21 protein-coding genes and 1 pseudogene are annotated in these 25,990 nt (G+C 48.1%); 16 read left to right on the top strand and 6 right to left on the bottom strand.

Annotated features, from left to right (window positions below; all coding sequences use genetic code 11):
- Positions 1–126 precede the first annotated feature (126 nt).
- A complete protein-coding gene (locus tag ACFVU8_RS10540; protein WP_387427317.1) occupies positions 127–1,821 on the top strand; it encodes an oleate hydratase in 1,695 nt (564 codons plus the stop codon).
- Positions 1,822–2,324: 503 nt separating this feature from the next.
- Positions 2,325–2,858: a hypothetical protein gene (locus ACFVU8_RS10535; RefSeq protein ID WP_387427315.1), complete on the top strand. Its 534-nt coding sequence runs from the start codon at positions 2,325–2,327 to the stop codon at positions 2,856–2,858.
- Positions 2,859–3,607: 749 nt separating this feature from the next.
- Here ACFVU8_RS10535 and ACFVU8_RS10530 read toward each other — a convergent pair.
- Positions 3,608–4,624: an ABC transporter substrate-binding protein gene (locus ACFVU8_RS10530; RefSeq protein ID WP_387427314.1), complete on the bottom strand. Its 1,017-nt coding sequence runs from the start codon at positions 4,622–4,624 to the stop codon at positions 3,608–3,610.
- A 264-nt stretch (positions 4,625–4,888) separates the two neighbouring features.
- On the opposite strand from ACFVU8_RS10530, the gene ACFVU8_RS10525 reads away from it, so the two are divergent.
- From ACFVU8_RS10525 to ACFVU8_RS10510, 4 genes are all read left to right on the top strand, one after another.
- Positions 4,889–5,947, top strand: coding sequence for a FecCD family ABC transporter permease (locus ACFVU8_RS10525; RefSeq protein ID WP_175373772.1), 1,059 nt, complete (start codon positions 4,889–4,891; stop codon positions 5,945–5,947).
- Positions 5,948–5,949: 2 nt separating this feature from the next.
- Complete coding sequence (locus tag ACFVU8_RS10520; RefSeq protein WP_175373814.1) at positions 5,950–6,984, top strand: FecCD family ABC transporter permease; 1,035 nt, start codon at positions 5,950–5,952, stop codon at positions 6,982–6,984.
- A gap of 105 nt (positions 6,985–7,089) precedes the next feature.
- Positions 7,090–8,805, top strand: a complete 1,716-nt coding sequence (locus ACFVU8_RS10515) for an ABC transporter ATP-binding protein (RefSeq protein WP_387427312.1) — start codon at positions 7,090–7,092, stop codon at positions 8,803–8,805.
- A gap of 124 nt (positions 8,806–8,929) precedes the next feature.
- Complete coding sequence (locus ACFVU8_RS10510; RefSeq protein ID WP_175373770.1) at positions 8,930–9,970, top strand: NAD(P)/FAD-dependent oxidoreductase; 1,041 nt, start codon at positions 8,930–8,932, stop codon at positions 9,968–9,970.
- 836 nt (positions 9,971–10,806) lie between these two features.
- Here the strand turns inward: ACFVU8_RS10510 and ACFVU8_RS10505 are convergent.
- Together ACFVU8_RS10505 and ACFVU8_RS10500 are read right to left on the bottom strand one after the other, a co-directional pair.
- Positions 10,807–11,823, bottom strand: a complete 1,017-nt coding sequence (locus tag ACFVU8_RS10505; RefSeq protein ID WP_387427311.1) for an ABC transporter substrate-binding protein — start codon at positions 11,821–11,823, stop codon at positions 10,807–10,809.
- Positions 11,824–11,926: 103 nt separating this feature from the next.
- Positions 11,927–13,528: a helix-turn-helix domain-containing protein gene (locus ACFVU8_RS10500; protein ID WP_387427309.1), complete on the bottom strand. Its 1,602-nt coding sequence runs from the start codon at positions 13,526–13,528 to the stop codon at positions 11,927–11,929.
- A 174-nt stretch (positions 13,529–13,702) separates the two neighbouring features.
- On the opposite strand from ACFVU8_RS10500, the gene ACFVU8_RS10495 reads away from it, so the two are divergent.
- The 8 genes from ACFVU8_RS10495 (at position 13,703) to ACFVU8_RS10460 (ending at position 20,752) form a co-directional block, all read left to right on the top strand.
- Positions 13,703–14,062, top strand: a complete 360-nt coding sequence (locus ACFVU8_RS10495) for a (2Fe-2S) ferredoxin domain-containing protein (protein WP_175373767.1) — start codon at positions 13,703–13,705, stop codon at positions 14,060–14,062.
- A 283-nt stretch (positions 14,063–14,345) separates the two neighbouring features.
- The gene (locus ACFVU8_RS10490; RefSeq protein WP_387427308.1) at positions 14,346–15,482 is read left to right on the top strand and encodes a glycoside hydrolase family 88 protein; all 1,137 of its coding nucleotides are present in this window, start codon (positions 14,346–14,348) and stop codon (positions 15,480–15,482) included.
- Positions 15,483–15,702: 220 nt separating this feature from the next.
- Entirely contained in the window at positions 15,703–16,512 is an 810-nt protein-coding gene (locus ACFVU8_RS10485; protein WP_387427306.1) for a GNAT family N-acetyltransferase, read from the top strand.
- A 48-nt stretch (positions 16,513–16,560) separates the two neighbouring features.
- Positions 16,561–17,076 carry a DNA topology modulation protein gene (locus ACFVU8_RS10480; protein ID WP_387427305.1) on the top strand — a complete coding sequence of 172 codons (516 nt, stop codon included), beginning with the start codon at positions 16,561–16,563 and terminating at the stop codon, positions 17,074–17,076.
- A gap of 88 nt (positions 17,077–17,164) precedes the next feature.
- Positions 17,165–18,322 carry an AI-2E family transporter gene (locus ACFVU8_RS10475; protein WP_175373763.1) on the top strand — a complete coding sequence of 386 codons (1,158 nt, stop codon included), beginning with the start codon at positions 17,165–17,167 and terminating at the stop codon, positions 18,320–18,322.
- Positions 18,323–18,342: 20 nt separating this feature from the next.
- Positions 18,343–19,821 (top strand): carboxylesterase/lipase family protein, encoded by a 1,479-nt coding sequence (locus ACFVU8_RS10470; protein WP_387427303.1) that lies wholly within the window; start codon positions 18,343–18,345, stop codon positions 19,819–19,821.
- Positions 19,821–20,306: a DinB family protein gene (locus tag ACFVU8_RS10465; protein ID WP_387427301.1), complete on the top strand. Its 486-nt coding sequence runs from the start codon at positions 19,821–19,823 to the stop codon at positions 20,304–20,306. Before ACFVU8_RS10470 ends, ACFVU8_RS10465 begins: the two co-directional genes overlap by 1 nt.
- On the top strand, positions 20,303–20,752 hold the full coding sequence (locus ACFVU8_RS10460) for a VOC family protein (protein ID WP_387427299.1): 450 nt from the start codon (positions 20,303–20,305) through the stop codon (positions 20,750–20,752). The genes ACFVU8_RS10465 and ACFVU8_RS10460 overlap by 4 nt, the downstream gene beginning before the upstream one ends.
- A 507-nt stretch (positions 20,753–21,259) precedes the next feature.
- Here the strand turns inward: ACFVU8_RS10460 and ACFVU8_RS10455 are convergent.
- Together ACFVU8_RS10455 and ACFVU8_RS10450 are read right to left on the bottom strand one after the other, a co-directional pair.
- Positions 21,260–21,700 (bottom strand): hypothetical protein, encoded by a 441-nt coding sequence (locus ACFVU8_RS10455; protein ID WP_379465603.1) that lies wholly within the window; start codon positions 21,698–21,700, stop codon positions 21,260–21,262.
- Between the two features lie 86 nt (positions 21,701–21,786).
- Positions 21,787–21,915, bottom strand: a pseudogene (locus ACFVU8_RS10450) (IS1595 family transposase); the annotation flags it as partial.
- A gap of 301 nt (positions 21,916–22,216) precedes the next feature.
- On the opposite strand from ACFVU8_RS10450, the gene ACFVU8_RS10445 reads away from it, so the two are divergent.
- Positions 22,217–23,275, top strand: coding sequence for an alkene reductase (locus ACFVU8_RS10445; protein ID WP_379465602.1), 1,059 nt, complete (start codon positions 22,217–22,219; stop codon positions 23,273–23,275).
- A gap of 155 nt (positions 23,276–23,430) precedes the next feature.
- Positions 23,431–23,925, top strand: a complete 495-nt coding sequence (locus ACFVU8_RS10440; RefSeq protein WP_379465601.1) for a MarR family winged helix-turn-helix transcriptional regulator — start codon at positions 23,431–23,433, stop codon at positions 23,923–23,925.
- A 154-nt stretch (positions 23,926–24,079) separates the two neighbouring features.
- Here the strand turns inward: ACFVU8_RS10440 and ACFVU8_RS10435 are convergent, their stop codons facing one another.
- Positions 24,080–25,624 (bottom strand): N-acetylmuramoyl-L-alanine amidase family protein, encoded by a 1,545-nt coding sequence (locus ACFVU8_RS10435; protein WP_379465600.1) that lies wholly within the window; start codon positions 25,622–25,624, stop codon positions 24,080–24,082.
- Between the last annotated feature and the right edge of the window lie 366 nt (positions 25,625–25,990).

Below are 25,990 nucleotides of genomic sequence, written 5' to 3'. Positions count from 1 at the left end.
AGAGAGTGATTGTGTAATCTCTGTACAGATGGCGGAAGCTGTCCATAGGCTTCTTTTCGCGGTGGAGGTATAGTGAGGGCAGCTCAAGAGTAACCTTACTACTTCAACCTCGAAAGGAAGATGAACATGGGAACTTATCAACGGATTCACCCTGTAATGCCAGAAGGTATTGCTTCACGAAAAGCTTACTTGGTCGGTGGAGGGATTGGCTCGCTATCGGCAGCGGCTTTCCTGATCCGCGACGGGCATATGCCCGGCAAGAACATTCACATTCTGGAGGAATCGCCAGTGTACGGCGGCTCTATGGACGGAGCAGGCAACGCTAAAGATGGTTACAGCGCGCGCGGCGGACGGGAGATTGAGGAGCATTTTGAATGCTTTATGGAGCTGTATGGCTTCATTCCATCCCTGAAAAATCCCGACCGCAGTGTGCTGGACGAATTCCGTGAATTCAATCTGGCCGAGCCGGTAGAGTCGCATTGCCGTCTGGTGGAGAATGCCGGACAGAAGGCCGATTTCTCCACACTGGGTCTCTCAACTGCCGATTCGTTGCAGCTTGGCAAGCTGACCATGTTGACCGAGGAGCGGCTAGGGGCGACCACGATTGAAGAATTCTTTGACCCGGGCTTCCTGGAGACAAATTTCTGGTACTTCTGGCGTTCGATGTTTGCTTTTGAGAACTGGCATAGCGTAGTTGAAGTGAAACGGTACATGGAGCGTTTCATGCACCTTATTAGCGGGATGAACCAACTCAAAGGCATCCTGCATACGGAATACAACCAATACGATTCGCTGATTCTGCCGTTGATCAAATGGCTGGAAGGGAAAGGCGTCAACTTCGATAAAGGTCATCAGGTGGTGGATCTCGACCTGGACCTTTCCAGTGGGGAGAAGACCGTAACGGGGATTCATGTACTTGTGGGCGGCGCATCGAAGCTGATCAAAGTCTCGCGCAGCGATCTGGTGCTGGTCACCAACGGCTCCATGACTGAAAATTCAACGTTAGGCGATTTCAATCATCCGGCGATCCTCAACCGTTCCGTGTCCGAACGGGGCTGTTGGAGTCTATGGGAGAAAATGGCCGCGAAGTCCCCAGACTTCGGCCGTCCTGAAGTCTTCTGCGGCGACATCGACAAAACGAAATGGCTGTCCTTCACCATCACCCTTACCGATGACGACATTTTGTTCCCGCACTTGCTGGAATGGACTGGCGACAAACCGGGCATGGGTGGCGTAGTCACAATCAAGGATTCCAGCTGGCTCATGTCCTGGACCGCACCAACCCAGCCGCATTTCATTAACCAACCGGACAACGTGAAGGTGCTATGGGCATATGGCCTGTTCCCGGATGCAGAGGGCGACTATATTAAGAAGAAAATGTCCGACTGTACTGGTCGCGAGCTGTTCGAGGAACTGCTGCACCATATGGGACTGGGAAATCGCATTCCAGAAATTCTGTCCCACACGACCAACGTCATTCCGTGCATGATGCCATACATTACTTCACAGTTCATGCCGCGTGTCATGGGCGACCGTCCGCAGGTTATCCCGCAAGGCAGCACCAATCTGGCCTTCCTCGGCCAATTCGCCGAAGTGCCGGATGACTGCGTCTTCACCGTCGAATACTCCGTCCGCACTGCGATGATGGCTGTGTACGGGCTGTTGAATCTTGAAAAAGAAGTGATTCCTGTGCACCCAAGTAAGTACGACGTACGTGTGCTGCTGACCGCAGTCCGCACCTGTCTCGGCAACAAGCCGTTGCCGCTGGATAAGACGCTCGGGCAGATCTTGAGTGGGACTGTGATTGGGAAGTTGTTGTAAGATCTGAAAGGCGTGTAGAAAGTGTAAAAGACAGTTCTTCTTTATAGAAGGACTGTCTTTTTTCTTATCAGAATCAACAGTTGATCTGAATTATCCGATGATTATACTTAAAGGGTATTTTTTCATTAATGAGATATTTTTCCAATTCTATATTTTCAGATTAATTACAAGGGGGAGGAGTTTTGAAAGGAAGAGTAAAGATTATATCTATAATACAAGTTCTCGTTGTGGTTGTTATACACGTTCTGGCGATCTCCTTGCTATATACCGAGTCAGAAGAATGGGGCAGCGGGAAAGTACAGCCATATATTCTAGTCTATTCGATTCTAATAATTCTCACATACATAAGCTGTAAGATGTCATTAAAAGCGGGGGAATTCGTACCTAATATTCTTTGGTTTGTTTTTAGTGCTGCCCCTAGTCTAAAGTATTTAAATTATTTAAAAGGACTCTCCAATTGGCATTTTTAATGAAGAGATGTAATTGAGCATGGAGGAAAGAAAATGATTTATTTAACTGATTGTTATGCTAAACAAACATGGTACTTTGAAGTAGATGCAGAGGGAAACGCATTCAGACAGGTTTTAATCGAAGAGGGGAAAGAAAGTAAGATTTCTAATCTGAAGAAGTTTAATTTTTTCTTATCAGATCAGGAATTGTCTTTAGATGATCCAGATTTGAAAAGAATCCCTAAGGAAGAGTTCGAAAAAGTATGGAATGACATTAATATCAATCAATTGGAGACATGGCTTGAGCTGAAAGAGCTGCTCCCCCTTGGAACCAAAGTAGAAGGCTATATTGAAGTTTTTTATCCGCAAGGGGTGATGGTGAGCATCCCAAGTCATGAGGCATTGGGAGTAGCTGATTATGATGAATGTGCCAAAAACTCACAAAAAGCTAATATGCATACGGACTTAATAGTTAGGGCAGAGATCATAGGATATGATGAAGTAAACTATTGGTTTATTTTGGGGAATCCAGAAGTTTTAGATCGTCGTTACTCCGCGAATTTAACAATGGAAGGTATCAAAAGTTGATGCGATAGAGTAGGTTTCTATTTTAAACGTAGTGCATGAAGCTTAGAAATTACAAATAGAATAGAATCGTACCTGCGCCCGGAGGCCGGATGGCTTTTGTTTGCGCATCACTTGCTCAAACAGATGCGCGTAGAAGGAAAAAAGGAAATGGCGGGTTCAGAAATCTTCCTGAGCACTGCCATTTCCTATTTTTGTATTATTTTTCCAACAGGTAGGCTTTGCACCAAGGAGTATACCTAGTTTGGAACTGCCCATTCGCACTGGACGCGGTTGCTCCAACTTTCTGTAATAAACCTCTATATAGATCGTATGAAAATAACCAGAAAGCCAAGAGAAAAGAGGGCTTATCATAAGAGTCTTGAGTGTGATTAACGGCATTTTTGTACCTTAAATCTTCTAAACCTAGGGGCGATCGTAAAAATAAGTGCAATATTGTACCTTAAATCTTCCAGAATCCTTGGTTAGCATACTTTTTCGAAAAATAAGATACAAAAATGCCCTTATATCACTCATTTTTCTCCATTAAAGAAAAATAAGGTACAAAAATGCTCTTAGTTAGGGGGGCGGACCCTATTCTTCATTGTTATGGCAACTGGTAAAGGGAATGTACCGCTTCTAGCGGATGAAATCTGTCGACAGCCTATGCGCCCGGGTACGAGTGGAAGCTTTCCTATGGAAGACATCCAGGCAAGCACATCGCGCGACAGTTCCAAACCCCGTTCCCTTTCATAAGCACCTTTTCCACCAAGTTACTTCTTATTCTCCTCTTTCCGTGCAACGATCATATCCACGAACAGATCGATTTGCGCAGTGATGGCGATAGGGTCATAACGGTAGTAGGTATCGAAATCATTGTAGAACAAGTGATTGTTCTTAGCAGCCGGAAGTCCCTTCCACACTGGAGAATCTTTTAGCTCTTTAAGCTTGTCGCCTTTTTTCTCAGGATCATAGGTGGTCAGGAACATATAATCTGCAGCGTACTCCGGCAGTAATTCCATGGAGAGCTGAAGTGTCTGGTTATCATTTTTGTTCTTCTCCGGCATTTTCAGCTTAAGGGCATTGTAGAGGACTTGTCCGCCACGGCCAGCATTGTCTCCGAAGATCCACAGCTCGCCTTTGTCAGTCAACTCATAGATTCCGAAGGTGTCGTCTTCTTTGACGATGCCTTTTAGTTTCTCGCGGCCTTCGGCTGCTTTTTTGTCAAAGTCGGCTAGGAAAGCGTCCGCTTTGTCAGGTGCGCCAACGATGTCGCCGAACAGTTTGACGGTCTCATAGATGTTAGTGGCGGTTCCGTAAGGTACATATATTGTGGGAGCGATTTTGGACAATGCGTCGTAGTTGCCGTCGTACATAACAACGATAAGGTCAGGAGCAAGCTCCAGGGTTTTCTCCACGTTGATAGGATAACCGACATCCGTGGTTTTTTTAAGCAGATCGGTCAGGAATGGATTCTCAAAAGCACTAGGTTCAACGCCAACAACATTGGCTCCTACCGATAGCAGTTCACCCCCGTAGAAGTCGGTCACGATACGCTGGGGCTTCGCAGGGATTTTAACAGTTCCCTTAGGAGTCTCGTAATCACGGAATTCAGCTGCCGGAGCATCGGTAGCGGCCGGTTGTTCTGATGCTGCTGGTGCTGAAGCTTCCGCAGTGGCCGCCGGGGCTGAGCTTGAAGCAGTATTGCTGGTTCCTCCGCAAGCCGTCAAAATGATCGTGAACAGCATCATCAGTACGGCGGTTGACAGTAGGGACTTTCTCTTTAACATGATGGACCTCCCAGTATAAGTAGTGGATACAAATTAGATAATGATAATCATTATCATTTAAATATCAATTTAGAATCTACCAAATTACTTGTGAACCTGTCAACGAAATTGACTTGATTTCAGAAAAAGGGATGGAGAAATGTACGCTCATGCAGAAAAGATAAATAATAAGATCACAATTATCCATTGCCAAAAGGAAGAGATTTCATTTACAATACAAAGATGATAATGAGAATCAATTTCATACGAAAACGGGTGACATGCATGAGTTTACAGGCAACAGGTAGAATAGAGGCCACTAACGAGGCGGAAAAGCAAAAAATCCGTTCGCGTCCATGGGCAGCAACGCTGATATTGATTGGCGGATTGATTGCGCTGGCGCTGGGGATCGCGATATCGGTCTCATTTGGCGCGGCAGACATCAAGCTTTCCGTGGTATGGCAAGCTATCTTCCATTTTAATCCGAACCTGACGGATCATCAGATTATTCAGGATTTACGTCTGCCACGGGTGCTTGGCGGTGCCATGGTTGGTGCGAGCTTTGCAGTGGCAGGGGCTGTTATGCAGGGGATGACCCGAAATCCGCTCGCGGATTCAGGGTTGATGGGGATAAATGCTGGAGCCGGTTTTGCGTTGGCACTATGTTTTGCCTTTTTCCCGGGTCTTTCGTTTATGTATTTGATTATGTATGCCTTTATCGGAGCCGGAATGGGCGCCGCTGCCGTATATGGGGTCGGATCACTGGGTAAAGGTGGATTAACACCTTCACGTCTCGTTCTTGCCGGTGCCGCATTCAGCTTGCTGCTGCAGGCACTCAGCGAAGGTATAGCTCTATATTTTCGTATTGGACAAGACTTGGCCTTCTGGTATGCAGGCGGTGTAGCGGGAACAAAGTGGCTGCAACTCAAAATCATGTTCCCTTGGGTTGGCGCTGCCATTCTTGGGGCGATTATTTTGTCCCGCTCAATTACGATGCTCAGCTTGGGTGAGGATATCGCCAGAGGTCTTGGGCAGCGAACGGGTCTTGTTAAATTGGCTGGTGTCATCATTGTGCTGATCTTGGCCGGTTCCTCGGTTGCAGTGGTCGGTACGGTGGGTTTCATCGGACTGATTATTCCGCATTTAACCCGGTATTTGGTTGGCGTGGATTATCGCTGGATTATTCCATGCTCGGCAATTCTAGGCAGTTTGCTAACGGTTTTTGCCGATCTTACCGCACGAATGATCAATCCGCCGCATGAGACGCCGATTGGCGCGATCATTGCTCTGATTGGTGTGCCGTTCTTCCTCTATCTGGCGCGTAAAGAAAGGAGGGAGCTGTAGTGATGGAGAAATCCGTATTCTCATCTTTTGATCAAATCAGACATCGACGTGGACTCTTTGTCATGACTATTTTGTCTATTCTCATTGTGGTTGTCTTTATAATCAGTGTTAACACTGGATACATACGCTTGAGTCCTATGGATCTGCTGCGGACGATGTTCGGACAAGGTACAGACAAGCAAAGCCTGATCTTATTTGATTTCCGGCTGCCGCGTATTGTCATCTCCCTGTTGATTGGAGCTTCACTGGCTGTATGTGGTGCAGTTATGCAGGGGATTTCACGTAATGCACTGGCGGACTCCGGTATTCTCGGTATAAATGCGGGAGCAGGACTGATGGTTATGCTGCTGATTTCCTTTTATCCGACTACCGCAGCTGCCCCGGTATTTCTGTTGCCTGTTGTGGCTTTTGTCGGCGCAAGTTTAACTGCGGCCTTGATTTATGCCCTTGCTTACAAACGCCATCAAGGTTTGTCACCTACGCGTTTGCTGTTAACAGGGGTTGCAGTTGCCGCAGGAATGAGCGCAGCGATGATTGTACTTACGCTTCGTCTTAACCCGGACAAATATCAGTTTGTCGCAACCTGGCTTGCCGGCAGTATTTGGGGAACAAGCTGGAAGTTTGTACTTTCCCTGCTGCCATGGGTACTGATCTTGCTTCCTTATGTATTCTACAAGTCGCGGGTCATGAATGTTCTTAATCTGGGGGAACAGACAGCAACTGGACTTGGGGCGCCTGTCAATAAGGAACAGTTCCGTCTTTTGGCTGCTGCAGTCGGCCTTGCTGGAGCCAGTGTGGCTGTGAGCGGGGGGATCGGTTTTGTCGGTCTAGTGGCTCCCCATCTGGCTAGACGTCTAGTTGGTCCGAAGCACCAGTATATGCTGCCAACCTCGGCCCTACTGGGGGCGTTGCTCGTCATTACAGCCGATACGATTGGCCGCTGGATTTTGCAGCCATCGGAAATTCCAACGGGTATTGTGGTTGCCGTTATTGGCGCTCCGTACTTCCTGTATTTGCTGGGACGCAAGAATTCCTAGAGGGGCTAAAGCCTCACAGTTGCTGTAATTATTCTGTCCGGATGAAGCAGACAGGAGCCTACAGCTCCCTGTTCTTCGGACCATCGGTAAGGAGTGTAGCCGGAAATGCTGCGTCGTTTTTTTGCCTACTATCGCCCGTATAAGGGGCTGTTTATTTTAGATTTCTCTTGTGCCATCGCCGCTGCTCTGCTGGAGCTTGTATTCCCGCTTGCGGTCAACCGGGTGGTAGATGATCTTCTCCCAAGCGGCAACTGGAAAGTGATCTTATATTCCTGCCTAGGCTTGTTGGGTATCTATATAATTAGTTCATTCATGCACTTTGTAGTTACTTACTGGGGACATAAGCTGGGTATTAATATCGAATCGGATATGCGAAAAAAACTGTTCGATCGGGTGCAGAAGCTGTCCTTTAACTTTTTTGATAATACGAAGACCGGGCACCTGGTCTCCCGGATGACTAATGATCTTATGGATATCGGGGAGATTGCCCACCATGGACCTGAGGACTTCTTCATTGCCATCATGACGCTGATCGGCGTGTTCGCCATCATGCTGAATATTAACTGGCAGCTTGCGGTGCTGACCTTTGTGATTGTGCCGCTGATGATCTACCTGTCCATGTACTTCAGCCGTAAAATGTCAGCAGCTTTTAAGACAATGTTCTCCGATATTGCTGATTACAACGCAAGAGTTGAGAATAATGTGAGCGGGATTCGTGTAGTGCAGGCTTTTGCCAATGAAAAACATGAAATCTCCCGTTTTGCCGAAAACAATGAACGTTTCCGCATTACGAAGCTGCTGACATACCGAATTATGGCCTGGAACTCTTCGTTCAGTTTTATCCTTATGAAGTTTGTATCGTTGTTTGTACTCCTATGTGGCACTTGGTTTGTCATTCAGGACAAGATGACCTATGGCGAGTTTATCGCCTTTGTGATGCTGTCTAATGTATTCTTTGGTCCGTTGCAACAGATCAACTCTGTGATTGAGACTTATCCTAAGGGCATCGCCGGATTCAAGCGTTATTTGGAACTGCTGGAGACAGAGCCAGACATCGATGATGCCAAAGATGCCAAGTCTGTCCAGAAGCTTACCGGAAATATTGAGTTCAAGGGAGTTACCTTCGGATATGACAACAAGGAGAAGATCCTCCGGAATGTCGACCTGTCGATCAATGCGGGGGACACAGTAGCGCTTGTAGGCCCATCAGGCGCCGGTAAGACAACGCTGTGCAGCTTGCTGCCTCGTTTCTATGATGTGAATGAAGGCAGTATTGCCATTGACGGTATGGATATCCGTTCGATGACACTGGAATCGCTCCGTTCCCACATTGGGATCGTGCAGCAGGATGTCTTCCTGTTCGATGGAACCATTCGGGAAAATATTGCTTACGGCAAACTGGGCTCATCGGATGATGAGATCTGGGAAGCTGCCCGGCGGGCCCAGCTGGTGGAACTGATCCAATCACAGCCTGGCGGTCTGGACACGATGATCGGTGAACGCGGCGTGAAGCTCTCCGGTGGTCAGAAGCAGCGTCTCTCCATCGCCCGGATGTTCCTGAAGAACCCGAGTATATTGATTCTGGATGAAGCAACATCTGCGCTCGATACGGAGACAGAACAGGCCATTCAGGAGGCTCTTGCTGAATTGTCGCAGGGTCGGACGACTCTCGTGATCGCCCATCGTCTGGCAACGATCAAACATGCGGACCGCATACTGGTTGTGGCAGAAGGCGGGATTGCCGAGCAGGGCAAGCATGAGGAACTGCTAAGAAATCCGGGGATTTATAGTCGTCTGCACGAGGCGCAGTTCGGGGCGTAAAGCCATGGTAGTACCGAAAGTTCAAACATTCACCGTAGTGACGATCGAGCTTTAGTAGTGACGATTGAGCTTTAAGTGAAGATCCTAAGTTTGTCTTATATAAATACAATTTGCGGAGGTTAGCATGAGCGACCAACTGGAATTATATGATGTTACGATTATTGGCGGTGGACCCGCTGGGATGTATACAGCGTTTTACAGCGGTATGAGAGATCTGAAGACCAAGTTGATCGAAGCCAAGGAAGAACTCGGCGGAAGAATGCTGATTTATCCGGAGAAAATGATCTGGGATGTTGGCGGTGTCACTCCGACTCTTTGCCATCAGTTGATTAAACAGCTGAAGGAGCAGGCGATGACCTTTGAGCCAACCATTGTACTGGGACAACAGATCACGGGTCAGGAGCTGCAGGAGGACGGAACTTATATTCTGACTTCTGCCAGTGGTGAGAAGCATTGGACACGGACAGTCATCCTGGCGATCGGGTATGGTATCCTGCAAATGGCGAAGCTGGAGATTGAAGGTGCGAACCGTTATGAAGTGACGAATCTTCATTACACGGTTCAGGAGCTGGAGCCTTTCCGCGGCAAGCATGTGTTAATTTCCGGTGGCGGGGATTCTGCTGTGGATTGGGCCAACGAGTTGGAGCCGATTGCAGCAAGTGTGACAGTGGTGCACCGCCGCGAACGGTTCGGGGGCCATGAGAAGAATATTGCTCGTATGAAATCTTCTTCTGTAGAGGTTCGTGTTCCTTATGCTTTGACACAGCTGCACAGCAGCAATGGCGAGACGATTGATCAAGTGACGATCAGCCATGTGGAGACTGGTGAGACTGAGGTTTTTGCGGTAGATGCTATTATTGTCAATCATGGTCTAAAACACGACTTCGGCCCGTTGCGTGAATGGGGGCTGGATATGGGCGAGTGGTGTGCCAATGTCTCCGATAAGCTGGAGACGAACCTGCCCGGTGTCTTCGCTGCAGGAGACTTTGTGGATTATTCCAGCAAGGTCCGCCTGATCGCGGGTACCTTCACCGATGCGGTTCTGGCCCTGAACAGTGCCAAGCTGTACATCGATCCGACTGCGGATAAGGTGGCTTATGTCTCCTCCCACAACGACAGGTTCAAGGAAAAGAACAAAGCCCTTGGGGTCGTAGACGATCATTAAGAGCGTCTAGATGTCTAGATAGTCTAAATCATCTAAATCATCTAAATCATCTAAATCATCTAAATCATCTAAATCATCTAAATCATCTAAATCATCTAAATCATCTAAATCATCTAAATCCAGCTTATCAGCATAGTCATTTCAAACAAAAGCGTACAGGGAAGTATCCGGTTGGATATTTCCTTGTACGCTTACTTTTTTACTACACGAATGCACACGTTGGAGCTGCTTGCAGCCTGAAATCATGCTGCATTTAATGAAAGAACTATATTAACCGAACAAAAGAAGTTAGCAAAAAGCGATGATGAGCGGACGGGGAAGTTTGGAACTGTAGGCGCAAAGCGCTTGTTTGAAAGCTTTTCATAGGAACTGTCGCAAACTCCGGTTGAACAATGCCAGCACAATAGGGCGCAAGGCGTTCCTGCCTGAAAGCTTTCCATAGGAAATCTATCACTAGGACATAGACTGTCGACAGATTCAACCACTAGAAGGGGTATATTCCCCTTCATCAGTCGTCTTAACAGTGAAAAAAGGGGGCATCTCCCCAACTAACAGCATTTTGGTACCTTATTTTTCTTCAATATAGGCAAAAGAGGGAAATAAGGGCATTATTGTATCTTATTTTTCGGAAAAACACGCTGGACGGGGTATTCTGGAAGATTTAAGGTACAATATTGCACTTAATCTCCGATAACCCATAGCTGCAGAGGATTTAAGGTACGAAAATGCCGTTAATTGCACTTCGATCCTTCTTATAAAGTGAGATTTCTGTGCATAATCAAAAGCCAAGCAGCGACCCGATTTTAACCGGCAATCGTTGCTTGGCTTTCGTTCTACTATTTGCTTTTTGTAAGCCAGTCTGCCAGTTCCTCCGTCTGGGAGAGAACGGCAAGAGGATCGTAGTACCAGGACCGTTCCTCTTTCCAGACATAGAGACGATCATTCTTCACGGCAGGCAAGCTGCCCCAGAGGGGATCACTTTTGAAACTCTCGACTGTGCGTGTATTGGAGGTTAGGATGATGTAATCTCCAGCGTATTTGCTGATGACCTCTGCGGATAATTCAGCCCACTGCTTTTCCATAATTTCGTCAGCGACTTCTGCCGGAGGTTTGCGGCCCAGTGCCTGATAGATGGGTTGGCCGCCTCGTCCAAAATTGTCACCATAGACATAGGTGGTTTTATCGGCATTCTCCATAATGCTGAAGGTAGCCTCTGCAGGAATGGCCTTGTCCACCTTGGCTTTGGCGGCGGCAATCCGCTTGTCGTATTCAGCGAGCCAGTCTGCCGCTTCTTTTTCTTTGCCCAGCAGCTGTCCAAAATAGGTAAGCTCTTCATGGGCGTTCTTTAGTTCCCCGTAAGGTACGACGATCGTAGGAGCTATTTTGCTTAACGTCGGATAGCTGTCGTTGTTGCCTGTTATGATCAGATCCGGGTCTAGCGCGAAGATCTTCTCTGCGTTCATTTTCCCGTAAGTACCTGTGTCAGTGACATCTTGTAATGCTTCTTGAAAATACATATTCTGCAGAGTCAGGCCCGGCGCGCCGACAGGGATGGTGCCTAAGGGAATCAGGCTGCCGATATATTCTTCTGCGACAATTCGCTTGGGCAGGACAGGGATCTCAATGTCACCGTTCATAGTTTTTACGATTTTGGTGGCCGGAGCTTCCGGCGTGCTGCTCTCGGCGGCAGTTGGCGCCTCTGAAGTCCCTGGCGTATTGGCAGCATTGCCACTAGTGCCTTCAGCAGCTGGAGCGGCATTGCTACAAGCCGATAAAATAAGGGTTAGTGTCAGCAGCAGAGATATAGGAAACGATAGTTTTCGGCTTCTGCGGCTTTTGTGTAGGTCGAGCAAGATGTATATCCTCCTTATGAATAACGATTATCATTCTCAATATAACTGTACAGACTTCACCTGTTAATTTCCATGACCTGAAATGATCTTGTCCTATGTATATTTATGATGTTAATACCCGGAGCAAGACATGAAGCTGTGCCTGTGAGGAGAGGGGATCGAATCCGTAGAACATATCCGGCTGGTCCAAAATGTGGACCCGGCTTGTGCGGACAGCTTCGAGTTGCCGCCACTGTTCGGAATGAAAGAGACGGTCAATCCGCTGAAGCCCTTGGGGATCGTCTGGCAGGCCGGTAATAATGATATGGTCAGCAGGATAGTCTGGAATGTCTTCAATAGCTGCCTTGATAAATCCTCTGTTAGAAATATCTTGATCTATAATTGCTTGTGGTAACTTAAAGCCCAGATCGTTGTATAGCACCTGACAACCTCGTCCGTAACTACTGCTGAAGCAGTAAGCGCAGCCGTGGCCGATCTCCCAGACGATCGCCGTGCCTCTTGCTCCCATATTCCTGTCTAACTGCAAATTGGCCTCATGGCAGCGCTGATCATAGCGATGAAGCCATTCTTCAGCTTGTAGCCTTCGGCCAGCAACCTCAGCGATGAGGGTAAACTGCTCGCGCCAGCTCATTTGCATGAAGGGCAGCTCAATGACCGGAGCAAGGGCAAGCAGTTGTTTATTCTCACCGTACAACGAGTAGCTGATAATAACATCTGGGCGGGCAGAGGCTACAGAATGGAAGACCGCAGAAGCACGCCGTGCCTCCAGCGACAGCTTCCGGGCTGTAGGTACAGTGTCCAGGCTTTCCAACCACGCGGAGTAGGGTCCCAATTGCGGTGTGATCTCCAGTGCCCTCAGGCTGGCGGTATGGTTATAGTTCAGTGTGACGATCCGCTTATTTTTACTGTGGTAGGCAGTGGGAGAGAGCCCCACGAATTGTTTGAACTTCCGGCTGAGATATGTGCCCTCGCCATAACCGACCTCGAGTGCCAGATGACTCAGATTTGGCGTTCCAGTCAGGAGACGCTCCTGGGCTTTACGTATCCGAAGCAGCGAAAGATAAGCACTAAAGGTCTGCCCAGTTGTATTGCGGAAGGAGCGGGAGAAGTGTTCCGGGCTTACTCCTGCCAATCCGGCCATCTGTGAGCGCGTCAAATCCTCGGAATAATGCTCGTCTATGTATTGCAGAACAAGGGGGAGCCACCCGCTGGAACTTTCTACAACGTTGGTCACTATGGGAGTGCTGTTTACTTTCATAATTAGATCGGTGAACAAGGCCTGCACTGCAAACGGCTTGTCTGCTTGGGGCTTGGTCCAGGCGCTGTGCAGCTCTCCTCCCAATCCTGTTATTTGAGAAGGGCATTTCCGCAGTTGGGGGATAAGGTCATTGTCCAGTGGGGACTTCATTAACCCGTCTGGCATGACGCCTGTGTACTCAATCCAAACCCCGTGCAGGCCGGACTGGGGAGGAAGTTTGAAGGTTGTAGACCCAGGGAAGGAGAGGACACAGCCGGGGGTAAGATGCAGACGTTCATTATTGATCTCAATATAGCCGTCTCCGCCCTGCACCATAATGAGGATGGAATAGGAGGATTGTGTTATTGAATTTTCGTCAGCACTAAGATGACTAAGGACAGTCACCCGGATGGGCATATAAAAACAATGGCCGTGCTGGTTGAGACCGTTGGAATAGCGGGTAGTCATGATGAAAGCTCACTTTCTTATATTGATAATAATTCTCAATTATATTATAACGAAAGAAAACAGGGAATCATAGTCCTTCATCTTGACGCAAAGTATCCGGTTTAGTAGAGTGTAGAATATTCGATTTCCCCTAGGGCGGGAATTACTATATATACAGGGAGGAGGAACGCTGAAGTGACGACTTGGAATTTGCAAGGAACCCAGTGCCATTTGCTAATCTGCAACGGAAGCAGCTGCAAGAAGCATAGAGGGAAAGAGGTAGCGGAAGCTATTGAGAAAGAGATTGAGAAGCAGGATGCAGGCAGCTTTTTTCATACAACGATGACCGCTTGCAACGGAAGATGCTCGGACGCCTGTGTGGTCATTGCCTATCCTGAAGGCGTGTGGTACAGAGGCATTACTCCGAAATTAGGCAAAGTGTTGGTCCGCAAAGCCTTAAAGGGAAAACGGCTAAAGGAGAACATGGTCTACAAGTTCGACAAGGAGCTTAAGGCTAGCTCTGAACGAGGGATGCGCGGTAAAAAGAAGAGATAGCTCTATTGCGAATTGCAACCACAATTGTCAACAAGCAGAGCTAGCAAGAAGTGGGGACACAATACCGTCAAGAGCTGACGGTATTTTTTATTTTACTGGTCTCAGGAGGCAAGTGTTCAGGTGATGTTTCTGTCGACTCCTTGATTTGGGAAACCTTGGCTAGCTGGCAGGATATGCATGATCCGATATTGAATGCTTATATAAGTGCCTCCTTCCTAATTTAAGGGATTTTCACACCAGGATGCACAATCAATTTCTAAACTACAGAATGGCGGTGCTAGTGATGACTACAGAGACAAAGCTGGACTGGGTAGAGGAAGCATGGAGTAAAGCGCTAGAGAAGACACAGTATAACAGCTTGCGTATTGGAGCGGAATTCCCGCATGCCAGTCAGGGCGGTAAATACATATTGGAAGAGCCTGGTTGGTGGACAGCCGGATTCTGGCCGGGGCAATTATGGCTGCTGCATAATGTTAGCGGGGATGAATCGCTAAGGGCTATTGCCGAACAGTGCGAGCAGCGGCTGGATGAGGTCCTGAACGAATATGTGCGACTGGACCATGATCTTGGCTTCATGTGGACGCTGACGAGCGTAGCTTCCTACAAATTGCTGGCCAACGAACACTCAAAGATCCGGGCGCTAAAAGCGGCAAATTTCCTCTCTGCCCGCTTCAATCTGAAGGGCAACTTCATCCGAGCTTGGAATCCCTGGTCAAACGGAGACGACAATAGTGGGATTGCTATTATAGACTGTGCGATGAATATGCCATTGCTCTTCTGGGCGACAGAGGTCACTGGTGATCCACGCTATCGTCATGTCGCTGAGGCGCATATGGACACGGTTGTGAAGCATTTTGTCCGTCCTGACGGATCGGTGTATCATATCGTTCGTTTTGACTCGGAGACCGGTGAATTCGTTGAAGGCATCGGCGGGCAAGGTTACGATGCCGGTTCGGCTTGGTCGCGGGGGACTGCCTGGGCGATCTATGGTCTGACCTTGGCATATCATCATACGGGTAAGATCGAGTATCTGCACACCGCGCAAAAAGTGGCCCATTTCTTCCTGGCCCGCTTGCCTGAGGATTATGTGCCACATTGGGATTTCCGTGCGCCAGAGGAGGCGCGCAGCTTCCGGGACTCCTCTGCTGGAGCCTGTGCGGCTAGTGGACTGCTGCTTTTGGCTGAGAAGATAGGTGGCGCTGAGGCCGCCGTGTACCGTGAGCCTGCGATCAAGATCTTGGAATCGCTTTACCGCAATTACGGGACATGGGGCAATAATGAAGAGGAAGGTCTTATTCTGCATGGAACCAGTCATTATCCAGCTGGTCAAAATATTGATGTGCCGCTGATTTATGGCGATTTCTTCTATGTTGAAGGACTTGCAAGGCTGAAAAATAATGGACCGTTTTACTGGGAATAGGCCCTGGCAATAGGGGATGGCTACATTTCAGCAAGGGATTTCATCCGGTCAACAGAACGGTTAGCTAAATTCCCTGAAGGGGCTTATAATCAGCGCCTGAATTAAAAAAGGCCAACTGCTGGCAATTCCGTCGTGCATCCGAATAACGGGGCGCGGCGGTTTATTTTTACAAGGAAGAGGATTATGATGGAAGAAAAAGGATATTCGGGAGGGGAACAAGATGGTTGAACATTTTTCAGCTGGTGATGGCGTTCTGCTTGGGGAAGCATTTGTAAAAGATGAGGTAAAATTCAACCTGATTCATATGATCACAGGATTTGAAGGCAATGTGAGGTTGAAGACACCGGAGGATACACTGGTGCTTGCCTACTCCCAGGGTTTTCGTCCCTGGCTGTGGATTTCGTCTGAGGTCAGTCACAGTGAGAAGGAAACTTTGATACAAGAATTAGCGGAGCATCTGAAAGATGAAGAACTTCCAGGCATCATATCGGAGCCAGATATAGCGAGGCGATTTGCGGAAGTCTTTTGTCAAGGTAAGGGGACATCATTTCATACCCATTTGATGCTGGAAGTCTATCATTGCCCGGCTGTACATAAACCTATTAACGTCAAAGGACATGTAGTACAGGCAAGCATCGAAGATGCGCCGCTGATTGCCAAGTTCCTGGCGGGCTTCTCGGAGGACGCTTTTGGTAAACCGGTAGATCCTAAAGATATGCTGTCTACAGCCGAGGGCGATGCTGCTTCCGCTCAGATGTACCTGTGGGTGGTGGACGGCACTTCGGTATCCATGGCTAAAATCGCACACCGTTCACCTCGGCATGCCCGGATCAATGATGTCTATACCCCACGCGATCAACGCAAAAAGGGATATGCCAGCGCCATTGTTGCCGCAATATGCGAGCGGGTGCTGGAGGAGAGACTCATCCCGATGCTGTATGCAGACGGCCATAATCCTGCTGCCAACAAAGTGTACCAGAGCATTGGTTTTGTAAATGCAGGTAGGATGAATGATCTGAAATTCGATTGATTAAGATGGCCTGCTATGATCTGAAAGAGAACGACAAGGAGGTCAGGGATGCAGCGTATTCTGATTGTGGGCTCTGCCGGGGCTGGAAAATCGACATTGAGCCGGAAGCTGAGTGAAGTTCTAGGCATTCCGGTGGTTCATCTCGATAAGCATTATTGGAAGCCAGGTTGGGTGGCCACGGAGAAGCAGGAATGGTACCAAATTGTAGTTGAGGAGACGCGCAAGGAACAGTGGATTATGGATGGCAACTATTCAGGGACACTGGACCTGCGGATCGAAAGAGCAGACACGGTTATTTTTCTGGATATGCCGCGCTGGCTGTGTCTATACCGTATTTTTAAGCGGCGTATTCAGTATCACGGCAGAACTCGTCCAGATCTGGATGAGGGCTGTCCGGAGCAATTGGACTTGGATTTTGTCCTTTGGGTCTGGAATTTTCCTAAACGTAGCCGGGATAAGATCGTCAGTACCTTGAAGAAGAGCAATGAAGAGAAAAACGTGATTGTTCTCAGTAATCGGCGGAAAGTCAGCGGCTTTCTGGAGAGCATTTCTTCCGAAATTTGACTTGTTACCCGTACGTTGACTATGCTATTTGATAAGTATCATTCAAATGGAATTCAGTCAGAATGTTCATCGTAAAGGGGAAGGTGTTATGGAGAGGCTGCAAGTATGGCCAGAGAGGTTTAAAAAGTTTTTTTTGAATAATAAATTTGTTGTGTTTTTGCTGGTGCTGCTGTTGATCGGGGTTAATATTCTGATCTTTGCGAAGATACCGTTTATTTTCAAGCCGCTTAAGGTCTTGTTCCACACGGTGGCACTGCCGCTGCTACTGTCAGGTGTGGCATATTATTTGCTCAATCCGCTGGTTGACCTATTAGAAAAGCGGAGCAATATCAAACGCGCCTACGGAATTGTTATTCTATATCTGCTGATCGTGGGGATCATTACGCTCATCCTCTTAACGGTCATCCCGATTCTCCGCAGTCAGCTGCTGGGATTGATTGATAATTTCCCGAGGTACAGCCAACAAATTCAGGATGAATTCATGAACCTGACCGGCAGTGAGTTCTTTGGGCAGATGCAGCAAAGCATTGGACTCGATTTTACCGATATTACGAGAAAAGCCACGAGCTGGGCTACTTCTTTTCTGAATAATGCCTTGACTGGCGTAGGCAGTTTTGTGGGAGCGCTCACGGAGGTGGTGCTAGCCGTCGTAACCACACCGTTTATCTTGTTCTATCTGCTGCGTGACGGTAAAAAGCTTCCGGATTATATCCTGAAGTTCATACCGTTCCGGCTCCGTCCGCAGACTAAAGAAGTAATGTCCGAGATGAACGGCAAGGTGGCTTCTTACATACGCGGGCAGATTATTGTCAGCTGTTGCATTGGAGCGCTGCTGTACATTGGTTATCTGATCATCGGTTTGGACTACTCCCTTGTGCTGGCTATTGCGGCTGCGTGTACTGCTGTGGTTCCGTATCTTGGACCAGCCATTGCTATTACGCCGGCTCTGATTGTAGCGCTGGTGACTTCGCCGTTCATGCTGCTGAAAATGGTCATCGTCTGGACAGCGGTCCAACTGATCGAAGGTAAATTCATCTCGCCGCAAATTATGGGCAAGACGCTTAAGATTCATCCAATCACCATTATATTTGTGATCTTGTTCGCAGGGAAAATGTTCGGTATCGTCGGTATTATCCTTGCGGTTCCTGGTTATGCAGTACTAAAAGTGGTATTCACCCACTTATTCGAATGGTTCCAGATAGAGTCAGGTTTATACAAAAGCTTGGTAGAGAAAACAGAAGAGTAGATGAAAGAGAGATGAATGCAATGGAGGGGCCAGTAGCAGTAACCAACTATGGCAGAATACGGGGGCAGCAGTCCGGTGATGTGAATGTCTGGCGGGGAGTTCCATATGGCGCTCCTCCTGTTGGCAAGCTCAGATTCAGGGCACCGGAGCCGCCGGAATCATGGACTGGTATCCGGGAAGGGGCGACCTTTGGTCCGGTCAGCCATCAGCCGCCGGATACGCGGGGCACCCGGTTTGGCGGAGAGCATCCGCTGCATTCAGAGGATTGTTTATACTTGAATATTTGGTCACCCGCGGACGGTGGAGAAGGGCTGCCCGTGATGTTTTGGATTCACGGCGGAACCTTTATTACTGGAGCGGGCAGCCAGCCGCTGTTCGACGGCAGCAGTCTGGCTGCCCGGGGCGGGGTTGTAGTCGTGACGATCAACTACCGTCTAGGGCCCTTCGGCTTTTTGCATTTGTCGCCGCTTGGCGACGGGCTGGCCTCCAACCAGGGCCTGCTTGACCAGATTGCCGCGCTGGAATGGGTGCGCGGCAACATCGCCGCCTTCGGCGGCGACCCGAACCGGGTAACCGTGTTCGGGGAATCGGCGGGCAGCATGAGCATCGCTGCCCTGCTGGCCATGCCTGCCGCGAAGGGACTCTTCGCGGGGGCGATCATGCAGAGCGGGGCGGCGCAGACTCTGCCGCTCCGGCAAGGCAGCGAGATTGCAGCAGCCCTGCTCGCTGAGCTCGGGATCGCGCCTGGCGGCGATCCCGGCGCGCTGCAATCCATCCCGGCGGAGGAGATTATGGCCGCCGCCGGGCGAATGAGCCTGAAGCTGCCTGGCGGCTCGCTGAGCATGCCATTCCAGCCGGTCATTGACGGAGCAACGCTGCCAGAAGACCCGGCGGTTGCGATCTCGAAGGGAGCGGCGGAAGGAGTTCCGCTGCTGATCGGGACCAATCTGGATGAAGGAAATCTGTTCTTCCGCGAGAACATGCCGGTGCCAGACTTTGCCGATTCCTTAAAGGCTCTGGAAATGCTGATGGGTGTCAGCGGCCTGGGAGAGCATGTCGGCGGCTATACTCCCTCCTGGGAGGGGCAGGCAGAAATATTGACCGATTTCTACTTCTGGAGCAGTTCCATTTCTTTGGCGGAACACCAAGAGATTCATGCCCCAGTTTGGATGTATAGGTTCGATCTCAAAGTTCCCGGGCATCCGCTATTTGGCAAAGCGGTACACGGCGCAGAGATTCCGTATGTGTTCCACAATCTGAAGCACTTGCAGCGGCTGGGAGCGGAGGTTAGCCCAGACATGACTGCTCTGGCGGATGCTATGCAGGAAGCCTGGCTGGCTTTCGCTCACCGGGGAGATCCAAGCACACCTAAGCTATCATGGCCGCGGTATCATCCGGGTGACCGTGCTACGCTTCTTTTTGCCGAAACTCCGCAGGTGGAGCTAGATCCCGAGTCACTGAAGCGTAAGCAACTGGCGGCTGCTAGGGGTGAACACTGATGACCGTACAACCGCAAGGCAGACGGGATGATCTGCTGCGTCTATTCAGTCATGCCCATTGGGCGAATGAAGAGATACTCAAGGCGCTGCAAGATTCCGAGGTCGTATCCGGGAAGCTCATGGCATTGTTCAGCCATCTGCTGACGGCGGAGAAAGTGTGGCTGGAGCGCCTAAACAAGCGAGATAGCACAGTTCCGAGCATATGGCCTATGTACTCGCTGGAGGACTGCGAATTGCTTCTGCAAGAGAATGCCGCAGGATATCGTCTATTCATCACAGACCTTAAGGATGGAGAGCTGGACAATCTGCTGACTTACCGTTCCAGTAAGGGAGTCGTGTTCACGTCTGCCGTTTCGGACATTTTACACCATGTGTCCTTGCACGGAAGCTATCATCGGGGTCAAATCTCAACCTATTTGCGGCTGGATGGGTTTGAACCGGTGAATACAGACTTTATCCTGTTCGCTAGGTTGGATGCGGAATGAAGGTCACAGGCTTTAATCATCTGACACTCAAGGTGAAGGATTTGGCGGACTCTTTGAACTTTTATACATCCATTCTCGGTTTGGCACTGATTCATCGAGGCAAAAGTGATGCTTACCTGGAATGGGGCAGTGCCTGGATTTGCTTGATCGAGGTAAGTGCTGTTACTGAGAAGTCGGGAGAAGATGGGGACGTTTCTGAAACTAATGAACAGACAGATCCTTCAAATATTGTCCGGGAAATAAATGGTGTTGATCATATTGCTTTTTCAATTGCAGAGGAAGACTTTGCTGAAGCGGTACAGATTCTGAAGAGTCATAAGGTGCCTATCGTCCGAGGCCCAGTCCTGCGCGGCAAGGGCTGGTCGGTGAACTTTCTTGACCCGGATGGAGTTCAGCTGGAGCTGCACACCTCCAACTTGCAGGAACGTATGACTGTGTGGAAATAACATCCAGTTAAAATATCACGCTTCAACGTAATAGTCAGCACTTTCTATAACAATCCGATTATAAGGATTATGCCAGATAATCTGCTCATAAGATTTCTGAAGTCCTCTATTCTTCTGGCTATGTTGAGTTCTAATGTTGGACCCATCTCGAAATCAGTACTTGCTTCTTTTGCATCTGGTAACGGACTCCAGTGAGGTTATTTCCTAACCACCGACCGTTTCAGAAAATTAACGGACTCCAGAGACGTTATGAGCAGAAATACTGTGTGAAATCCACGGTTTGGGAGGGAATAGCGGCACCTGAGTCCGTTACATGTTCTAGAAGCTGCTTGATGTACAAATAACGACGATAGGGTCCGTTAGCCCCCAGGTATAAGTTTCAACCTTTGAAGTAATTGGTTTGGCAATCACTGATGATGAAGCTGAGCCTGATTTATAGGGCTATTCCTCCTCAACAATCGTAGAGAATGTGTTTCTCGTCACTCTGACCGCCTTTGAGGCGGTTTTTTACTGTAATCGACGTTTTCGTACCCATAGCCAAGTGACACAACCAACGACGACAAAGCCAATGAGGAATAGCATGATCGGCTTGGCATAGTCTGGTTTACCGTCATATTTGCCGTGATAGAGTAAGGTTGCGTACCGACCATCGCTTTCTTGTACCGCGATGCCTGCGGAATCACTGACATCGAGGATACGGTAGTAGGGTGTTCCTTTTGGATAGGTATTCGAAAAATTGCCGGAATACGTCCCTTCACGAGCGGAATAGAACGTCACTTCGCCTATTTTCTTTCCTATTTTCTCAACAGGTGTATATGTACCTTGATGGGCATAGACAGTCCCATTATACACAACGAACCGGAATGCCCAATCGGCAGATGCTGTTGTGCTGGACATAACGCACGATAGGATTAAGAGCATAGATAATGCAACTCTGCGAAGATTCAATAAATCCCCTCCAAACTTTGATCGTATATAAGCAAAAGTCACTAACATTTTTTATTCGCTGTGGTATTTTCGTATTCCTTTTCCTATAAGAGTTGAAACCAAACTAGAGAGTGTTCCAAATATTTCGTCGCTACTCTGTTAAAGCGATCCAGCCAACGTTGTAACCGGCTGTGGTATCTATGTACGTTTTGTATATGGTACGCACCTTTAACGCGTATATCACATTCCCGAATCCCCGACTTCCGAACACAAATCACCAGGCTTAAACTGGCGGATATTTGTTTCGATTTCCCCCACTACCTTGCATTACCCATTCCTAAAATATGACAAACTAAACATTGAGTTTAGGTTCAGGTATGTGATGCAATTTGCTGTCAAAGTGCTACTTCAATGTCCCTTTATTCAAAAGTTCATTTAAATATGTTTCCGGAAACATATTTGTGTTGACATCCGAATGTCCTCCTGTTAAATTTATGTTGCCGGCAACATTTATTTGAATTGAGAGGAGTTTTTTTAATGAGTACAATTTGGAAACCAGTAGTAGTTGGGGATATAAATTTGCAGCATCGTTTGGCACTTGCGCCAATGACAAGATCACGCGCTCAATTCGACGGAACTCCAGGAACATATAGTGCGGAGTATTATGCACAACGAGCATCAATGGGCCTTCTAATTAGTGAAGGAGCACAGCCTTCGGAGGATGGACAAGGTTATTTATTTTCACCCGGAATTTATACAGAAGAACATATTGCAGGTTGGAAACAGGTAGCTGATCGTGTTCACGAAGCTGGTGGGCACTTGTTCATTCAGCTTATGCATGCAGGCCGCATGTCACATCCAGACAATACACCTCATCACCGTCAGCCAGTGGCACCGTCAGCCATTGCTCCAAAGACACAAATGTACACGGCAACAGGCTTGCAAGATGTTCCTGTTCCGCGTGAGTTAAGTTTGGAAGAAATCCAAGAAACTATTAGTGATTTCCGCAGAGCAGCTGCAGCGGCCATACAAGCAGGTGCTGATGGAGTGGAAATCCATGGGGCAAACGGTTATCTTGTACATCAATTTATTTCCGAGAATGCAAATGTACGCACAGATTCGTACGGAGGTTCGATTGAAAATCGCGCTAGATTTGCTCTCGAAGTAGCGGCAGCAGTAGCTGAGGAAATTGGAGCTAGTCGTACAGGAATCAGACTTTCTCCAGGGGTTCCTATTGGAGATCTTATTGAAGGCACAGAAGGTCCTAAAGTATATGAATACCTGATATCTAAACTGGCTGAACTTAACTTAGCCTATCTTCACATTCTACATGGTGGTGATGAAGAAAGGCTTAAGGCTATACGTTCGGCTTGGCCAACGGTACTGATCGTTAATCGTCCTGGACGTCCTTTAGAAGAACTGGACAGAGACTTGAAAGATAATTTGGCTGATATTGTCTCGGTAGGAACCTGGGCGCTGGCCAATCCTGATTTGGTAGATCGTTTGAAATCAGGAGCACCCTTAAATGAAGCTGATCCTACCACCTTTTATGGCGGTGACAGCCACGGCTATATCGATTATCCGACTTTGAAATAAGTTTTGATCTATAATTTTCATTTGTGCGGCGCCATAGTACAGCAGAATTGAAGCTGTGTTATGGCGCAATTTTTATGTATCCATCCGCTTCTTTACAAGTGTAGAATAATTCTCTACGCTTAATAATAAGTAAAAGCGGAAAGGTGATAAGAAAGATGAATAACTTTGAAGAGAGCGAGCAGAGCGGCTGTACACCTAAGGCTGAGCAGGATACGCAGGTCATCCAGCGATTTCCCATTAATTTCGCCATTTTTTCTATGGCTAGATCGCACCGTGGTTTGGCCGCGAATTTGTTACGTGAGGCTGGTTTGTTTGCAGGTCAAGAGATTATGCTGATGCAGTTAGGAGAGCAGGATGGACAATCACAACAATGTCTTGGACGTACTATGCGACTTGATCATTCTACGGTTGCCAAGTCAGTTCGACGATTGGAGGAAGCAGGGCTAGTCACTCGCTCCCGTTCACCCAAGGATGGGCGTGTCACACTTGTTAAACTAACGGAGGTTGGCCGAGAACTCGTGGATAAGGCTACTGCCGTTTGGACGGAAATGGAGAAAGCGGCGTCCCAAGATCTTTCAGAAGAAGAGCGGAAGCTATTAATATCGTTATCTCAAAAAATTTCCGCTAACCTGGACGGCTTCATGGTATAAAGAAAATTTATCATGAATCCAAATCGCCCAATTACTTATTTTGAACAATCGACAGGCCTAATAGAATATAAATAAAAAATCCAGCCCGTTGTAGGGACTGGATTTTTTGACTTTAGGCAGCTGGTTAGTTTCACAAGGGAACCTCTCCATCTGACTACATGTTCAAATATTCCTTGATGCCGGCGACAACCGCCTCAGCAACTTTTTGCTGGAAATCATCTGAGTACATCAAAGCTTCATCCTTCGCATTGGTGAGGAACCCAACTTCCAACAGGATAGCTGGCATTTTGGTTTCTCTCGTCACATGCAGGCTGGTCTGTTTGATGCCACGGTCCGGCAGGCCAGTGGCCTGAATCAGATATTTGTGGACGATCTGAGCAAATTGAAGGCTTTCTTTACGAGAATAATGGGTCTCCGTTCCGCTTGGGCTGGTTTTGGTCCCAACTGGAGGACTGTTGCCATGTACGGAAACAAACAAAGAAGCATTAAGATTATTAGCTAGCTTGGCTCTTTCCTGCAGCGTAGGATATGTATCTCCACTGCGGGTAAGCACGACTTGAGTATTCGGCTCGTTCTTCAGTAGTGCCTCGATTTTGAGGACAACTGCAAGTGTGAAGTCCTTCTCTTTGAGTTTGTTCAGGCTGCCGGCTCCAGGGTCGCTGCCGCCGTGTCCGGCATCTAGTACGATCACCTTCTTGCCAGAATCGCCAGGCAGTGGAGTAACAGATGTATCGGGCGTTGGTGTCGGGATAGGAGTTGCACCCGGGTCAGGGATATAGCCACCAGTCCCGTTCAAATCAATAATCAGCAGACCGTCATTAGCATTGGTCACACCGTACGTTTTAGCGCTATTCAAGTCGAGAACAACACGTATCGTTGACGGTGTGCTGCTGAACAAGGAATACCGGACTCCGGTGACATCAGGATAACCTGTTATTGGCACTTGTCCACTTTGTCCAGCAGTCAGCGGCAGCCGCTGGCTGAAGGCTTGTCCAAAGATAGTATTAGGCAGGTCGATAACGATCCGGTCAGTACCGGTCATCGCAAAGATGCTCGGATTTACATTTCCGTTCAAAGAGATGATCAGCTTGTTGTCATTAAAGCTCATATCCGTCAAGGATGCTGCTGTCGTATTTACCGGAGGAGTGGCGCTTCCTCCCGGCGTGGTGACCTCGCTTCCATTGTCCGGTGCCTGAGAGGGTGTACCTCCAGGTGCAGGCGTGGGAGAAGGCGATCCTCCATTACCAACGCCAATCTCCTGAGCCGGAGAGGTTAAATATACGGTCTTGGTAATATTGTCCCATCCGACTGTGGCACCCGTCTGTTCTCCGATAAATCTTAACGGAACAAACGTGGTTCCTTTACTGAGGAAGGATGGATTATCCAGCTGGATCTTCACACCATCCGCGTCTGCTTCTTTCTGGTTCACAACCAGCGTCAGCATACGTCCTCCCTGCTCAATCGTCGCTGTCTTCGAGATATTATCCCATTTAACCCCATAGCCTAGCTGCTCCGTTACGAGACGAAGCGGTACCATAACACTTCCGTTCACAATCTGGACCTGCACATCCCCAGGCATCGCCAAGTCGCTGCCATCCAGATTAATGTGTGTGCTGGGCGTGGCGGCATGTCCCGTAACGGGAAATACCAGTACGAGCGTAAGAATCAGCAGCACTGCCCACAAACCGTACTTCTTCATTTCACCATCTCACCATCCTTGTGTATTGATCCTATGTATGGACACAGTTTATCTATCTGCGATGCCTATGACGGCATATATATATGTTAGACGACAAAAGTTTCCAAAAGTTGCAGTGAATCCGGTATAAAATATTTCACTTTCATATGGCAACGTGAAGTGCTTTTTAAGTAAGAGAAAGATATCGATTGCAATAAAGTGAAAAGTGTTTCATTCATTTAATTTTTTTAGTATGTGTAAAGTTTATGTGAAAACGGAGCCCGAAATCGTTGTTAAATCAACGTTATGGGTAAACATAATGATATTTATATCGAAAAATATAATGAAGAAGTGTACAGAGTGTATGATTAATTTCTTGACAAATCA

This window comes from Paenibacillus sp. NPDC058177 (assembly GCF_042883835.1).
GTDB lineage: Bacteria > Bacillota > Bacilli > Paenibacillales > Paenibacillaceae > Paenibacillus_AQ > Paenibacillus_AQ agri.
This window is presented reverse-complemented; position numbering and strand designations above follow the sequence as displayed.

What these genes read in the sequence shown, in the direction of transcription:
- ACFVU8_RS10440 (WP_379465601.1), top strand. Translation starts at nt 23,431, where the DNA reads ATGAATAACTTTGAAGAGAGCGAGCAGAGCGGCTGTACACCTAAGGCT.
- ACFVU8_RS10535 (WP_387427315.1), top strand. Translation starts at nt 2,325, where the DNA reads ATGATTTATTTAACTGATTGTTATGCTAAACAAACATGGTACTTTGAA.
- ACFVU8_RS10500 (WP_387427309.1), bottom strand. Translation starts at nt 13,528, where the DNA reads ATGACTACCCGCTATTCCAACGGTCTCAACCAGCACGGCCATTGTTTT.
- ACFVU8_RS10485 (WP_387427306.1), top strand. Translation starts at nt 15,703, where the DNA reads ATGGTTGAACATTTTTCAGCTGGTGATGGCGTTCTGCTTGGGGAAGCA.
- ACFVU8_RS10480 (WP_387427305.1), top strand. Translation starts at nt 16,561, where the DNA reads ATGCAGCGTATTCTGATTGTGGGCTCTGCCGGGGCTGGAAAATCGACA.
- ACFVU8_RS10465 (WP_387427301.1), top strand. Translation starts at nt 19,821, where the DNA reads ATGACCGTACAACCGCAAGGCAGACGGGATGATCTGCTGCGTCTATTC.
- ACFVU8_RS10445 (WP_379465602.1), top strand. Translation starts at nt 22,217, where the DNA reads ATGAGTACAATTTGGAAACCAGTAGTAGTTGGGGATATAAATTTGCAG.
- ACFVU8_RS10530 (WP_387427314.1), bottom strand. Translation starts at nt 4,624, where the DNA reads ATGTTAAAGAGAAAGTCCCTACTGTCAACCGCCGTACTGATGATGCTG.
- ACFVU8_RS10460 (WP_387427299.1), top strand. Translation starts at nt 20,303, where the DNA reads ATGAAGGTCACAGGCTTTAATCATCTGACACTCAAGGTGAAGGATTTG.
- ACFVU8_RS10435 (WP_379465600.1), bottom strand. Translation starts at nt 25,624, where the DNA reads ATGAAGAAGTACGGTTTGTGGGCAGTGCTGCTGATTCTTACGCTCGTA.
- ACFVU8_RS10525 (WP_175373772.1), top strand. Translation starts at nt 4,889, where the DNA reads ATGAGTTTACAGGCAACAGGTAGAATAGAGGCCACTAACGAGGCGGAA.
- ACFVU8_RS10520 (WP_175373814.1), top strand. Translation starts at nt 5,950, where the DNA reads ATGGAGAAATCCGTATTCTCATCTTTTGATCAAATCAGACATCGACGT.
- ACFVU8_RS10470 (WP_387427303.1), top strand. Translation starts at nt 18,343, where the DNA reads ATGGAGGGGCCAGTAGCAGTAACCAACTATGGCAGAATACGGGGGCAG.
- ACFVU8_RS10475 (WP_175373763.1), top strand. Translation starts at nt 17,165, where the DNA reads ATGGAGAGGCTGCAAGTATGGCCAGAGAGGTTTAAAAAGTTTTTTTTG.
- ACFVU8_RS10490 (WP_387427308.1), top strand. Translation starts at nt 14,346, where the DNA reads ATGACTACAGAGACAAAGCTGGACTGGGTAGAGGAAGCATGGAGTAAA.
- ACFVU8_RS10515 (WP_387427312.1), top strand. Translation starts at nt 7,090, where the DNA reads ATGCTGCGTCGTTTTTTTGCCTACTATCGCCCGTATAAGGGGCTGTTT.
- ACFVU8_RS10510 (WP_175373770.1), top strand. Translation starts at nt 8,930, where the DNA reads ATGAGCGACCAACTGGAATTATATGATGTTACGATTATTGGCGGTGGA.
- ACFVU8_RS10540 (WP_387427317.1), top strand. Translation starts at nt 127, where the DNA reads ATGGGAACTTATCAACGGATTCACCCTGTAATGCCAGAAGGTATTGCT.